The 12,541-nt window shown below is 62.8% G+C and carries 12 protein-coding genes; 4 read left to right on the top strand and 8 right to left on the bottom strand.

The genetic code is table 11. The annotated features are described in order from the left end of the window. Positions 1-160: 160 nt before the first annotated feature. Both AC4PS7_RS07375 and AC4PS7_RS07380 read right to left on the bottom strand, forming a co-directional pair. Positions 161-1,171, bottom strand: coding sequence for an aldo/keto reductase (locus tag AC4PS7_RS07375; RefSeq protein ID WP_010210373.1), 1,011 nt, complete (start codon positions 1,169-1,171; stop codon positions 161-163). A 79-nt stretch (positions 1,172-1,250) separates the two neighbouring features. Next, positions 1,251-2,153, bottom strand: coding sequence for a LysR family transcriptional regulator (locus tag AC4PS7_RS07380; RefSeq protein ID WP_044287220.1), 903 nt, complete (start codon positions 2,151-2,153; stop codon positions 1,251-1,253). Between the two features lie 100 nt (positions 2,154-2,253). On the opposite strand from AC4PS7_RS07380, the gene AC4PS7_RS07385 reads away from it, so the two are divergent. Beyond that, positions 2,254-2,958: an SDR family oxidoreductase gene (locus tag AC4PS7_RS07385; RefSeq protein ID WP_042572384.1), complete on the top strand. Its 705-nt coding sequence runs from the start codon at positions 2,254-2,256 to the stop codon at positions 2,956-2,958. A gap of 35 nt (positions 2,959-2,993) precedes the next feature. Here the strand turns inward: AC4PS7_RS07385 and AC4PS7_RS07390 are convergent, their stop codons facing one another. Further along, positions 2,994-4,304 carry an MFS transporter gene (locus AC4PS7_RS07390; RefSeq protein WP_010210380.1) on the bottom strand — a complete coding sequence of 437 codons (1,311 nt, stop codon included), beginning with the start codon at positions 4,302-4,304 and terminating at the stop codon, positions 2,994-2,996. A 159-nt stretch (positions 4,305-4,463) separates the two neighbouring features. Between AC4PS7_RS07390 and AC4PS7_RS07395 the strand changes: the two genes are divergently transcribed. Then, complete coding sequence (locus AC4PS7_RS07395) at positions 4,464-5,570, top strand: sugar diacid recognition domain-containing protein (protein ID WP_010210381.1); 1,107 nt, start codon at positions 4,464-4,466, stop codon at positions 5,568-5,570. Between the two features lie 91 nt (positions 5,571-5,661). Further along, a complete protein-coding gene (locus AC4PS7_RS07400) occupies positions 5,662-6,804 on the top strand; it encodes a glycerate kinase (RefSeq protein WP_010210382.1) in 1,143 nt (380 codons plus the stop codon). Here the strand turns inward: AC4PS7_RS07400 and AC4PS7_RS07405 are convergent. From AC4PS7_RS07405 to AC4PS7_RS07420, 4 genes are all read right to left on the bottom strand, one after another. After that, positions 6,801-7,913: a class II histone deacetylase gene (locus tag AC4PS7_RS07405; protein WP_010210383.1), complete on the bottom strand. Its 1,113-nt coding sequence runs from the start codon at positions 7,911-7,913 to the stop codon at positions 6,801-6,803. The two genes, AC4PS7_RS07400 and AC4PS7_RS07405, sit on opposite strands and share 4 nt — an antisense overlap. Next, a complete protein-coding gene (locus AC4PS7_RS07410; RefSeq protein ID WP_010210384.1) occupies positions 7,910-9,061 on the bottom strand; it encodes an MFS transporter in 1,152 nt (383 codons plus the stop codon). The genes AC4PS7_RS07405 and AC4PS7_RS07410 overlap by 4 nt, the downstream gene beginning before the upstream one ends. A gap of 21 nt (positions 9,062-9,082) precedes the next feature. Next, complete coding sequence (locus tag AC4PS7_RS07415; RefSeq protein ID WP_044287218.1) at positions 9,083-9,958, bottom strand: transporter; 876 nt, start codon at positions 9,956-9,958, stop codon at positions 9,083-9,085. A gap of 111 nt (positions 9,959-10,069) precedes the next feature. Continuing rightward, positions 10,070-11,041 carry a helix-turn-helix transcriptional regulator gene (locus tag AC4PS7_RS07420; protein ID WP_021493122.1) on the bottom strand — a complete coding sequence of 324 codons (972 nt, stop codon included), beginning with the start codon at positions 11,039-11,041 and terminating at the stop codon, positions 10,070-10,072. A 213-nt stretch (positions 11,042-11,254) separates the two neighbouring features. Between AC4PS7_RS07420 and AC4PS7_RS07425 the strand changes: the two genes are divergently transcribed. Then, entirely contained in the window at positions 11,255-11,767 is a 513-nt protein-coding gene (locus AC4PS7_RS07425; protein ID WP_010210387.1) for a GNAT family N-acetyltransferase, read from the top strand. Here the strand turns inward: AC4PS7_RS07425 and AC4PS7_RS07430 are convergent. After that, positions 11,764-12,453, bottom strand: coding sequence for an aspartate/glutamate racemase family protein (locus AC4PS7_RS07430; protein WP_010210388.1), 690 nt, complete (start codon positions 12,451-12,453; stop codon positions 11,764-11,766). The genes AC4PS7_RS07425 and AC4PS7_RS07430 overlap by 4 nt on opposite strands. Between the last annotated feature and the right edge of the window lie 88 nt (positions 12,454-12,541).

Consider the following 12,541-nt stretch of genomic DNA (forward strand, 5'->3'; position numbering starts at 1 on the left):
GGTTGCGCTGTTTTGGGGCGTTTTTCAGCAAATTTTATCGCCGCCTCTTGTAGGAGCGAGCTTGCTCGCGAAGAACGTCAACGATCACGCAGCGCTATCAGGTAGCCTGCGGCGTCCTTGGGTTCTTCGCGAGCAGGCTCGCTCCTACAGAGTGGAGGGGTTATGCGCGTGGTAAGCGACCGGAGACGAAGTGCCCCACATCATTGAACCCCGGCGTCGACGAATGCCCCGGCGTCACCAACGAATCGATAAACGCCTCATCTTCGGCGCTGATCTTCACCTCAAGCGCGCCAATATAGGCATCCCACTGCGCCTCCGTACGCGGCCCGACAATCGCCGAGCTGACCGCCGAGTTGTTCAACACCCAGGCAATCGCAAACTCCACGATCCCCACGCCACGTCCTTGGGTGTACTGCTGGATCTGCTGGGCGATGCGCAGCGATTCCACACGCCATTCGGTTTCCAGGATGCGTTTGTCCTGGCGCGCCGCGCGGCTGCCGGCCTCGGGGGTAACGTCGGGCGCGTATTTACCGCTAAGCACACCGCGAGCCAGCGGGCTATAGGGCACCACACCCAGGCCGTAGGCGGCTGCAGCGGTGATCTGCTCCACCTCGGCCTGGCGGTTGACGATGTTGTACAAAGGCTGGCTGATGACCGGCTTGTCGACGCCCAGGCGCTCGGCAACGCGAATCACCTCGGCAATGCGCCAACCGCGATAGTTGGACAGGCCCCAGTAGCGGATCTTGCCCTGGCGGATCAGGTCGCCAATCGCCGACACTGTTACTTCCAGCGGGGTGTTGTGGTCTTCACGGTGCAGGTAGTAGATGTCCAGGTAATCGGTGTCCAGGCGGGTCAGGCTGGCTTCCAGTGCGTTGAAAATGCGCTTGCGGCTCAAGCCGCTGCGGTTGGGCAAACCGTCCACCGGGCCGATGCCGACCTTGGAGGCCACCACCCAATCCTGGCGATTACGCACAATGGCTTCGCCGACGATTTCCTCGGAGCGCCCGCCGGTGTAGACGTCCGCCGTGTCGATGAAATTGATGCCCTGATCCCAGGCCTTGTCGATGATGCGCAGCGAGTCCTCGGTGTTGGTCTGTTCGCCAAACATCATGGTGCCCAGGGTCAAGGCGCTGACCTTCAAACCGGACTGGCCCAATGTGCGGTAAATCATGGATAACTCCTCAAGGCGGGAAATGTACCCATGCAATACCAGACTCAGAGGCTCTGGGACAAGCCCTGCGCGGGTTTCTTCATGTGCTCAGCAGTGTCTGGCAGCGCTGCTGTAAAAAGCGATGCAGCACCTTCACCCGTTCCGACACCTGCAGGCGGTGAGGGCACATCAGGTTGAAAGGGGCAGGCTCTCCTTGCCAATCCTCTAACAGCGCGACCAGTCGGCCGGCGGCGATATCGCCGATCACGTCGAGCCTGGCCTTGTAGGCGATACCGTGCCCGCCAAGCGCCCAACGCCGGACGATTTCTCCGTCATTGCTGAGGAAATCCCCCGTCACTTCAACCTCCTGTAGCTGATCAGCCTGACGAAACCGCCAAGTCTTGCTCACTTGGCCCTGGCGCATGTACCGCAGCGCGCTATGTCGGGACAGTTCCATCGGTTCGCGCGGCGTCCCATGACGGGCCAGGTAGTCGGGGCTGGCGCAGGCGACGCGGTGGTGATCAGGCGCGATCGGCAATGCAACCAGGCTGGAGTCCTGGGGCACTCCAAAGCGCAGGGCGATGTCGACGGTTTCGCGGAACAGGTCGGCGTTACTGTCGTTCAGCATCAATTGCAGGCGGATATTGGGGTGCTCGGTCTTGAACTCATCCAGCCAGCCCAGCACCACATTGCGCCCGAAATCCGACGGCGCGGCCAATTGAAGCAACCCACTCAACCCCTGGCTTTGTTGCTTGAGCGCTTGCTCACCTTCGGACAATGCCGACAGTGCCACGCGCACGCTGTCGAGGTAACGCCGGCCTTCCTCGGTCAGGCGCATGCTGCGCGTGGAGCGTGCCAGCAAGCGGATACCCAGGCGGGTTTCCAGGCGCTTGAGGGCGATGCTCGCCGCCGCCGGGGTCAAGCCCAGGCCACGGGCAGCGGCAGACAAGCTGCCGGTGTCCGCGGTTCGCACGAAGACTTCAAGGTCGAGGATCGAACTCATTTGTAAAAATCCTTTAAAGATCTTGTCCTTTTACCGGGATTTTTCGCGGATTGCCAAGCTGGGAAGATAAACGCTCACTTTCTCAATCAGGAATTTTCCCATGACCTCTTCCCTTAACGGCAAAACCGTCATCGTGATCGGCGGCAGCAGCGGAATCGGTGCAGCCGTGGCCCAGGCCGCCGCCGCACGAGGTGCGCAGGTGGTGCTGGCCGGGCGGCGCCTGGTGTCCGGCGTCGAAAACGGCCTGCGCAGCGAACCCGTTGACGTCACCGACGCGGCCTCGCTGCAACGCCTGTTCGAAGCGGTGGGGCGTTTTGATCACTTGGTCTACACCTCGGGGCCGAGTGTGCGGGCCAAAGCCTTGGTCGAAACCGACCTGATCGAAGCCCAGGAAAACTTCAATGTAAAACTCTGGGGCTCACTGCGGGCGATCCAACAGGCGCTGCCTTTTTTGAACGAGCACGGCAGCATCAGCCTCACGTCCGGGCAATTGGGGCGTAAATCGGTTGCAGGGCAATTCATCAAGACCGGCATCAACGCCGCGACCGAAGCATTGGTCAAGCAGTTGGCCAAGGAGCTGGCGCCGCGCCGGGTCAATGCGATCAGCCCAGGGGTGATTGATACACCGGCCTATGCGGGGCTTTCCGAAGATCAGCGCTTGGCGATGTTCGCCAAGGCCGGTGGCGCGCTGCCAGTGGGGCGAGTGGGGCACGCGGAGGAGGTCGCGGCGGGGTATGTGCTGGCGATGGAAAATGGTTTTATGACCGGCGCCGTGATCGATATCGACGGCGGCGGTCTGCTCTGACGTGCGTGAGAGCCGGCAAGCCGGCTCTCACAGGCTTATGCCTTCAGGGTACGCGTCATCCGCAACGCCAACACGCTGCCGGCCACGATCACCGCCGCCAGCAGGTACAGCGCCATATCCGTTGACCCGGTGGCATCCTTCACGAACCCGACGATATACGGGCTGAGGAAGCCGGCCATCTGGCCCATGGAGTTGATCAACGCCAGGCCGCCTGCCGCCGCGCCTGCACTGAGCATGGCGGTAGGCACCGGCCAGAACATCGGCAGACCGGTGAGGGCGCCCATGGTGGCAATGGTCAGGCCGAGGATTGCAATGGCCGGGGTGGTGGCGAAGTTCACCGCGATCACCAGACCGATAGCCCCCATCAGCATCGGCACCACCAAGTGCCAGCGACGCTCCTTGCGCAAGTCGGCGGAGCGACCCACCAGCAACATGAACACGGCTGCCAGCAAGTACGGGATCGCACTCAGCCAGCCGATCACCAGGTTATCGCTGAACCCCAGGTTCTTGATGATCGACGGCAACCAGAAGTTGATGGCATACACACCGCTCTGAATGCAGAAGTAGATCAGGCCGAACGCCCAGATGGCCGGGTTCTTGAACACTTCGGCCAGGGAGTCCGTGGTTGTCTTGGGCTTGTTGGCCAAGTCAGTCGCCTGGTCGGCTTCCAGCACGGCGCGTTCGTGGGGCTTAAGCCACTTGGCGTTGGCGAAGCTGTCGCTGAGCAGGAAGTAGGCGAGGGCGCCCAGCACGACGGTGGGGATGCCTTGCAGCAGGAACATCCACTGCCAGCCCGCGAGACCACCTTGGCCGGCGGCAAAATGGTTGAGGATCCAGCCGGAGAACGGGCTGCCAAGCAAACCCGAGACCGGGATCGCCGACATGAACAGCGCCATGATCCGCCCACGGCGGAAGGTCGGGAACCATTGCGAGAGGTACAGCACCACGCCGGGGAAGAAGCCCGCTTCCGCGGCACCGGTAAACAGACGCAAGGTGTAGAAGTGCGTCGGGGTGGTGACGAACAGCAGGCAGGTGGAGAGTGTGCCCCAGACGATCATCATCAACGCAATCCAGCGCCGTGGACCGAATTTGGTCAACGCCAGGTTGCTCGGTACGCCGCATAGCACGTAGCCGATGAAGAAGATCCCGGCGCCGAGGCCGTACACGGTTTCGCTGAATTTCAACGCATCGAGCATCTGCAATTTGGCAAAGCCAACGTTTACCCGGTCAAGGTAGTTGAACAGATAGCAGATGAAAATGAAGGGGATCAGGCGCAGGGTGATGCGCTTGTAGATGGCGTTTTTATCGTCATCGGTGGCCAGTGGGGTCGTGGCGCTCTGTGACATGGCAGTCTCTCTTTATTATGATTTTTCGCGATGCGAGGGTAACGTTGATCGCCCACTGAGTCTCGGCCACCTGGCAGGCCGCTGTCTTTGTGCTTGCGCACAGCGAACCCTGCTTTGCGCTGTGCCTGTGAACAACCCCGCTTCTAAGGAATTAGCCCCATGTTTGAGCTGGATCATGACCTGGCGCAGGATATTGTCGATCGAACCATGGCGATCCTGCCCTACAACGTCAATGTCATGGACAGCCAAGGCCTGATTCTCGGCAGCGGCGAACCCGAGCGCATCAACACCCGCCATGAAGGCGCCCAACTCGTGCTCGCCAATGGCCGCGTGGTGGAAATCGACGGCCAGACCGCCAAGCACCTCAAGGGCGTGCAGCCAGGCATCAACCTGCCGTTGTTGCATGATGGGCGCCTGATCGGTGTTCTCGGCATCACCGGCGAACCGGAAGGCCTGCGCACCTACGCCGAACTGGTACGCATGACTGCCGAAATGCTGGTCAGCCACCGCCACCAACAGGCCGAGCAACAATGGCGGCGCCAGCGTTGTGATGATCTGCTGGCCCTGCTGCTGGCGGAAACCGGCGACTCGCCGCGCCTGGTGGACGAGGCCCAGCAGCTGGGGCTCAAGCCGCAGCTGCCGCGCACGCCATACTTGTTCGAACTGGGCGCAGGTCAATCGGCGGAAGCCCTGAGTACCTGGCTGACCTCGCGTTATCCGGACAGCTGGTGTGTCAGCTCGGCGCAATTCTCACTGCTGTGGTGCCGGCCGGCGGCAGTGCAGGTCGACAACCCGCGCTTGCTGGAAAAGCTCGATGCCCTCGGCTGGAACGTCCTGCGCGTGGCCGTTGGCGGGCAGGCGGACGGGCTGGCGGGGTTGCGTCGCTGCTATCGACGCGTCGGGGATCTGCTGGCCTATGGTCGCGATGTGCTACCGCAGTCGCGCCTGCTGACCCTTAACCGCTATCGCCTGCCGGTGATGCTCTGGCGCCATCGCAACGACGATGCGCTCGACGAGCTGCTCAACCCTCTGCGCAAAGTGCTCGCCAAGGACAGCAACGGCCAACTGCTGGCCACGTTGCGCAGTTGGTGCGAACACGACGGGCAAAGCCAGGCGTGTGCCGATGCGCTGGGTATTCACCGCAACAGCCTGCGTTACCGTATGGAGCGCATTGCCGAACTCAGTGGCGTCGACCCATTGACCCTGGACGGCATGCTTGCTCTCTACCTGGGTGTACAGCTGTTGCCCCAGGCTTTGTCGGAATGAACAACAAAGCGCCGCCGTACTTGTGCATCGGACCGGCGTCAGTAGCCCTGCCAACTGGCAGCATGGGCGTTATAAAAACCGGAGAAAGCCCATGAAAATCATCATCGCCCCCGACTCGTTCAAGGACAGCCTGAGTGCCGAAGGCGTCGCCCAGGCCATCGCGGCCGGGTTGTCCGAAGTCTGGCCGCAAGCACAGTTGATCCAGTGCCCGATGGCGGATGGGGGTGAAGGCACGGTGGACGCGGTGCTGGCCGCCTGCAAGGGTGAGCTGCGGCGTCAGCAGGTGAGAGGTCCGTTGGGTGGCACGGTTGAGGCGCGCTGGGGCTGGTTGGCCGACAGCCACACCGCCATCATCGAAATGGCCGAAGCCAGCGGCCTGCAACTGGTACCGCCGGGCCAGCGCGATGCGTGCACCAGCACCACCTACGGCACCGGCGAACTGATCCGCGCGGCCTTGGACCTCGGCGCCGAGCGCATCATCCTGGCCATCGGCGGCAGCGCTACCAATGACGCTGGCGCGGGCGCAATGCAGGCCCTGGGCGCGCAGCTGTTCGACGCGGAGGCGCAAACCCTGCCACCGGGTGGCCTGGCCTTGTCACGTCTGGCGCATATCAGCCTTGAAAACCTCGACCCACGCCTGGCACAGGTGCGCTTTGAAATCGCCGCCGACGTGAACAATCCCCTGTGCGGCCCCCACGGGGCCTCCGCTATTTTTGGCCCGCAAAAAGGCGCCAGCCCCGTGCATGTCCAACAGTTGGATGCGGCCCTCGGTCACTTCGCCGATCACTGTGCCAGGGTGCTGCCCAAGGATGTGCGCGACGAACCCGGCAGCGGTGCGGCCGGTGGCTTGGGTTTCGCTGCCAAGGCCTTTCTGGGCGCGCAGTTCCGTGCGGGTGTGGAAGTGGTGGCCGAGCTGGTAGGTCTGGAGGACGCCGTACGGGGTGCCGACCTCGTCATTACGGGCGAAGGGCGTTTCGATGCCCAGACCCTGCGCGGCAAAACCCCCTTTGGTGTGGCCCGTATCGCCGGCCAGCACAACGTGCCGGTCATTGTGATTGCCGGCACGCTGGGCGAGGGTTATGAACAGATGTATGCCCATGGTGTAGCGGCTGCTTTTGCCTTGCCTGCGGGGCCGATGAGCCTGGAACAAGCGTGCAGCGAGGCGCCGCGCCTGCTTCGTGAGCGGGCCTCGGATATAGCGCGGGTGTGGCGATTGGCATCGTCCAAGGGCTAGTGAGTGACCCCGATTGCGAGGTGGTCGATCCACTGTTTCTGAAACGCCAGCAACGCGGCCTTGGGCTGCTGCAGCTCGACCAGTGCGAGCATCGGATCGTCCACCGCGGTGCGCACACCCGACAACTCTTCCAGCGTCGCCAACCCGCAAAACGGTACGTAGGCTTCGCTGTAGCCGCCTTCGTGCACCAGCACCAGACGCCCCTGGCACAGGCGTTCGGCAGCCTGGCGCACGCAGCGAGTCATCAGGCGGAAGGATTCGCTGTGCAGCAACATGCGCGCGAGCGGGTCGACGGCGTTGGCGTCATAGCCGCAGGCGACAATGATCAGCTCCGGCTGGAAACGCTCCAATGCCGGCACCACGATCCGGTTCATCGCATGCAGGTAGGCGTCGTGACCACTTCCCGGTGGCAAGGGAATATTGATGTTCGCCCCCAGCCCTGCGCCACGGCCACGTTCCTGCTCGCCGCTGTAACCGGGGGGATAACAGCCGTCCTGATGCAGCGAAATCGTCAGCACATCCGCGCGCGCCTCGAAGATCGATTGTGTGCCGTTGCCATGGTGCACATCCCAGTCGATCACCGCGACCTTGCCCAGCCCATTGCGCACCTTGGCGGCTTCGATCGCGATGGCGATGTTGGCCAGGAAGCAGAACCCCATGGCGCTGTCCGCCAGGCAGTGATGCCCCGGCGGTCGTGACAATGAGTAGGCGTTATCTGCCAGGCCCTTGAGCACGGCGTCGACGGCAGCCATCGTCAGGCCGGCCGAAAGTCGGGCGATTTCGTAGCTGCCCGGGCCTATCGGCGCCTGTAATCCCAGGTCGCCGCCACCGGCATCGCTCAACGCCTTGAAACGCTGCAGGTATTCATGGCCGTGGACGCGCAGCAAATCGGCTTCGCTCGCTGGCGCAGCGCTGTGCATGTGCAGGTGATGGCCCAACCCGGAGACATCCAGCAGGCTTTTCATGCGCCGCTTGGTTTCGGGGGATTCGGCATGCCCGCTGCCGGCAGGTGGCTGTACCCAGCCGCCCACGGGCAAGGTCAATGCATGGGAGCTGGCGCTGTGCCAAAGGCTCATTTCATCAAAGAAAAACGCGGTGGTTCGGTTCATACAGGCTCCATTTCAACGACAGGTCCGGGACGGCTGGCAAGGATCATTGCCAACGACAGCAGCGTGATCACGGCGCCGCCCATCAACAGCACGGCAAAGCCGCCGCTGGCCTCGATGAGCCGACCCGCTATCGCCGGGCCGATGGCCAAGCCGCCGCCGATCATCAGGTTCGACGCGTTCATCAGCTTGCCGCTGTGATCGAGGTCGGCCAGGCAAGCAAGGATCAGCGGCAAGATGAAGGTCCAGGCGAACTTGAACAGCAGCGCCGCCAGGGCAAAGCGCACCAGGGTGGGTTGGCCCAGCAGGAGCAGCACCGCTGCCGCCATTAACGCGTAGCCCGCCAGCAGTAACTGCTGACGCGGCAGACGGGAGCCGATCAGTGACGTGCACGCGGCGCCGGCGATTCCCATGACCGTCGCAATGGCCAATATCTCGCCGCTGTGCTGTGGGGAAATCCCGGCAGTGGCGCCCAGGGCGCCGATAAACGTCCAGACTCCGCCAAGGCTGATGTAAAAGGCCAGGACCGCACCGACACCCAGTAGGGCTTTGCGTCGTGTGCCAGCAGCGGCCGTCCCGATTGCTTGTGGCGCTGCATGGGCACAAGGAAAGCCGCGTGCCAGCGGCAGCAACAGCGCCATCAACCCTGCCAGGATCAGGTAGCAACTCTGCAGTCCATAACGTTCGAATAAACCCGGTAGTACCGCCAGGCCGACGGCGCCGACGACCAGCTGCCCGACCACCCATAACCCGTAGACACGGCTGGGGTTGGCGGTGGTGGCTGCGCTCGCCAGGCAGATGATCATCAACGAACCGCCCGCCAAGGCACTGACCAAGCGCAGGACCAGCAACTGGGTATAGGTGTCGGCAAGCGTCGACATCAGGTTGGCCGCAATGAACAGCACGGCTGCGGCCAAGGCTGCCACTCGCCAGTTCACGCACCGCAGCCACCAGAAGGCGGGCAGGGTCGCCAGGCTCATCGCGCCCAGTTCGACGGAAAACAAGTCGCCGATCTGTGCCGGGCTCAATTGCCATTGGGCGGCCAACTGCGCCGCCACGGCAGGCGCAGTCATCAAAATGGTCGGGGTGATCGCGGCAAACAGCACGATGGCCGCCAGCCGCTGCCAGGGTGTAGGGGACGAGTTGTGCATGATCAAGCTCCAGTACAGAGGTCAGAACACATGGACCAGGCGCAACAACGCGTCGGTTCCTGCATAACCGTTGGCGGTGGCGACGTTTTGCGAGAGGCTGAACATCACTTGGTTCTGCTTATCGAGCCAATGCCCGACCTCGAACCCGACCTGGGTGTAGCGCTTGCGGGTGTCGTCGATCGACCGATTGTCGATGCGCAGTGCGCCACCCGTGGCCTGGATCAGGCGCAGGGCACCGTAGGTGACGGGCGTGAAATCGTAGGAGGCGAAGGCTTGCAGGCGGTACAACGGGTCTTGCTTGAGCTCGCTGCCCAGGTAGTCGTCATTCTTGCCGTACAGCTGGGCTTCGAGATTGGCTTCCAGTACCCACTTCTCACCGATGCCACGGGTGTAGTTGTAGACAAAGGTTGCGCCCCAGCGATTGGCGCCGGGGGACACATCCGGCTGCGTGCGGTGGTATTCGCCCAGCGGCAGCGTGATCAGGGTTAACAGGCCGCTGTAGGTGCGTGACGTCGGATCGTTGATGAAAAACAGCGTGCCACCCAACTGCGGGTCACCGAACCCGCTTTCATCGGTGCGCCGGCTGGCCCCTGGCAGCCGAGCATCGATATCGGCGAACGGCAGGATAAATTGCGGGGTGCAGAGGGTGCCGCACGCGTCAGTGAAATAGACCTGGCGGTAGGCGATGGCATTGACCTTGAGGTCGGCCTTGCCAGTGCTGTCGGCCAGGCCACGGAAGTCTTGGGCGCGAGTGCCAGGCAGGTACAACACGCCAAGGCTGGTGCCGGATGGTGCGCTGAAAAAATCGCGCGCGTTAAGATCGGCTGCTTGACTGTCCAGGCACAGCAGCGTGCCCCCCAGCAGCAGCGGTAGATGACGCAGATGGGTGTGAGTCATGGCAAGGCATCTCGTGTGATGGCGGCGTGCAGCGATCGGCTGAAAACGGGCAACAGTCGCCCGTGACCGTCAAAGCGACGGTGTGAGAACCCGTAGGAAAAGTGCTGCGGATCAGTCGGGCGGGGCGTGCATCAAGTGTGCGATGTGCGCTTTGTCCTTGACCCCGAGCTTGCTGTAGATAGCGCGGATGTGATGGCGCACCGTATTGGGCGACAAGCCCAGGTCGCGGGCGACTTCCTTGTACGTCTTGCCCTCGCCAAAGCCTTGGGCAACGTCGTTTTCCCGTGGGCTGAGCTGGGGCAGCACCCGGTGGCCCCGTGCGGCCAGCAGCAATTGATCGCCCACCCCCCAGACCTGGAGATGGATGTGCTTGCCTTCATACCCGCGTTCATCCACCGGCACGGGTAGCGTCGGGCCACTCCAGCCTGGCCATTCACTGAGCAACAAATCGACGAAACCGCGCTCGGCGCACTGCAACACCCCCCGCGCGTCGCAGACCGCCAGCGCCAGGTTTCGCGGGTTGCTAAGGGTTTCACGCATGGCCACCAGCGTACGGATCTGGTTCGCTGACACGGCCGCCACCAGATGCAGCATCAGATTATCGAGCAGAAGGCAATCTTGCGCGGTAAACCCCGGGGCCCCGGGCTTGCGGTACAGGGTCAAGTGATCACTGAGGCAGGTGTGTGGGGCGATATGGATCACGCACAACAACTGGCCGATCCCGTAGCGTTCTCCCAGCCAATTCAAGCCTGCACCGCTGCCGGGGTCGCGCATGTCAATGATCACAGCCTGACCGGGCGTAGCATGGGAGCGGCCGAAGGTCACATCCAGATGGCGGATCGACTGCCAGTCGGTCAGGTAACCCGGTGGCAGCTGATACAGGCAGCTGCTGTGTTCTTCCGGCAGATTATCGATCACCGCAGAGCGCCCCCACCAGGCGCAGTCGAAAGGCAGTAACTGGCTGATCCGCGCCAGGGCTTGTGGCTGGAAATGCTCGATCTCCTGGTGCTGGGCCAGTCGCTGCAGATCCAGGACCAGCGTGCTGAAGGCCTGCAACAGACCTGTGGGTTCAAGACGGCTCATGAGCGTTCCTCTGTGGGGCTTTCTTATTGTTCTGGTCACAGGGTTAGAGGCCGGTAGCAGGGCCCGGCCCAAGTATCGTTGCAGGAAAGGATGGCCGCTATCGTTCAGATGCAGGATGCGGCCGATTGATATGTGGGACGTTTCCGTGGTCGTCAGCGCAGCGCTTTTCCCCCTAAACTGCTCGGCCACGTGTCTTTCAAAGGATGAAACACAATGCACACACCTGAACCTCATATCGTGATCCAGCGCTTCACCGAGGCCCACCTTGAGGGCGTCGCCGCGCTCTATAACGAACCGGCCGTGTGCCGTCAGGTGCTGCAAATGCCTTTCCAGTCGGTCGAGGCGTGGCGTAACAAGCTGGTACAGGACAACGAACGGCGGCTGCAGCTGGTGGCCGTGCACGGTGGTGAAGTGATCGGCCAGCTTGGCTTGGAACAATACCTGCGGGTACGCCGAGCCCATGTCGGTTCATTCGGCATGGGCGTGGCGACGGCGTGGCAGGGCAAAGGGGTCGGCTCGCGCCTGCTGACGGCCGCGTTGGACGTGGCCGACAACTGGATGAACCTGCGCCGAGTGGAACTCACGGTGTACGCCGACAACGACGCGGCCCAGGCGCTGTACCGCAAATTCGGCTTTGAGGTCGAAGGCGTGTTGCGCGATTACGCCCTGCGTGATGGCCAATTTGTCGACACCGTGAGCATGGCGCGCCTGCGCACCTCGGTTTAATCCAGGGCAAACGCCACCGCAGCCTGCGCATGCAGCTCGGTGGTGTCCAGCAGCGGCAGGTCGCTGTGCTCGGGCTTGATCAACAGGCTGATTTCCGTGCAACCGAGGATGATCGCCTGGGCGCCGCGTGCGGCCAGGGACTCGATGACACCTTGGTAAACCTGGCGTGACGCATCGCTGATCACGCCGACACACAACTCTTCATAGATGATCCGGTGCACGGCCTGTCGCTCATCCGCCTCGGGCACCAGCACGGTCAGGCCCTGGGCCGTCAGCCGTGATTTGAGAAAGTCCTGCTCCATGGTAAACGCGGTGCCAAGCAGGCCGACGGTCAGCGTGCCGGCCTTCACGGCCGCCGCACCCGCCGCATCAGCGATGTGCAGGAAGGGGATCGACACCGCTGCTTCAATGCGCGGCGCGACCAAATGCATGGTGTTGGTACACAGCACCACACACTCGGCCCCGCCAGCTTGCAGGCGGCGCGCGGCATCTTCGAGGATCAGTGCAGTGTCATCCCAGCGGCCGGCGTGCTGAGCCTGTTCCACCGGGCCGAAATCCACGCTGTACATCAACAGTTGCGCCGAGCGCAGCGGGCCGAGCTGGTCGCGCACGCGCTGGTTGATGATGCGGTAGTACTCGGCGCTGGACTCCCAGCTCATGCCGCCGATAAGGCCGATGGTGCGCATGCGATGTTCCTCACTCGGAAAGTCGCCTCACCTTACCCATCGGCCGGCAATTAGTCATACGCAGTTGGTCGCGAAATGACCGGTGCAG

This window comes from Pseudomonas sp. DW-iso3 (assembly GCF_058725305.1).

Excerpts from the sequence above, each read along its gene's own strand:
- AC4PS7_RS07410 (WP_010210384.1), bottom strand. The coding sequence starts at position 9,061 with ATGCACAACTCGTCCCCTACACCCTGGCAGCGGCTGGCGGCCATCGTG.
- AC4PS7_RS07385 (WP_042572384.1), top strand. The coding sequence starts at position 2,254 with ATGACCTCTTCCCTTAACGGCAAAACCGTCATCGTGATCGGCGGCAGC.
- AC4PS7_RS07425 (WP_010210387.1), top strand. The coding sequence starts at position 11,255 with ATGCACACACCTGAACCTCATATCGTGATCCAGCGCTTCACCGAGGCC.
- AC4PS7_RS07405 (WP_010210383.1), bottom strand. The coding sequence starts at position 7,913 with ATGAACCGAACCACCGCGTTTTTCTTTGATGAAATGAGCCTTTGGCAC.
- AC4PS7_RS07415 (WP_044287218.1), bottom strand. The coding sequence starts at position 9,958 with ATGACTCACACCCATCTGCGTCATCTACCGCTGCTGCTGGGGGGCACG.
- AC4PS7_RS07420 (WP_021493122.1), bottom strand. The coding sequence starts at position 11,041 with ATGAGCCGTCTTGAACCCACAGGTCTGTTGCAGGCCTTCAGCACGCTG.
- AC4PS7_RS07430 (WP_010210388.1), bottom strand. The coding sequence starts at position 12,453 with ATGCGCACCATCGGCCTTATCGGCGGCATGAGCTGGGAGTCCAGCGCC.
- AC4PS7_RS07390 (WP_010210380.1), bottom strand. The coding sequence starts at position 4,304 with ATGTCACAGAGCGCCACGACCCCACTGGCCACCGATGACGATAAAAAC.
- AC4PS7_RS07380 (WP_044287220.1), bottom strand. The coding sequence starts at position 2,153 with ATGAGTTCGATCCTCGACCTTGAAGTCTTCGTGCGAACCGCGGACACC.
- AC4PS7_RS07395 (WP_010210381.1), top strand. The coding sequence starts at position 4,464 with ATGTTTGAGCTGGATCATGACCTGGCGCAGGATATTGTCGATCGAACC.
- AC4PS7_RS07375 (WP_010210373.1), bottom strand. The coding sequence starts at position 1,171 with ATGATTTACCGCACATTGGGCCAGTCCGGTTTGAAGGTCAGCGCCTTG.
- AC4PS7_RS07400 (WP_010210382.1), top strand. The coding sequence starts at position 5,662 with ATGAAAATCATCATCGCCCCCGACTCGTTCAAGGACAGCCTGAGTGCC.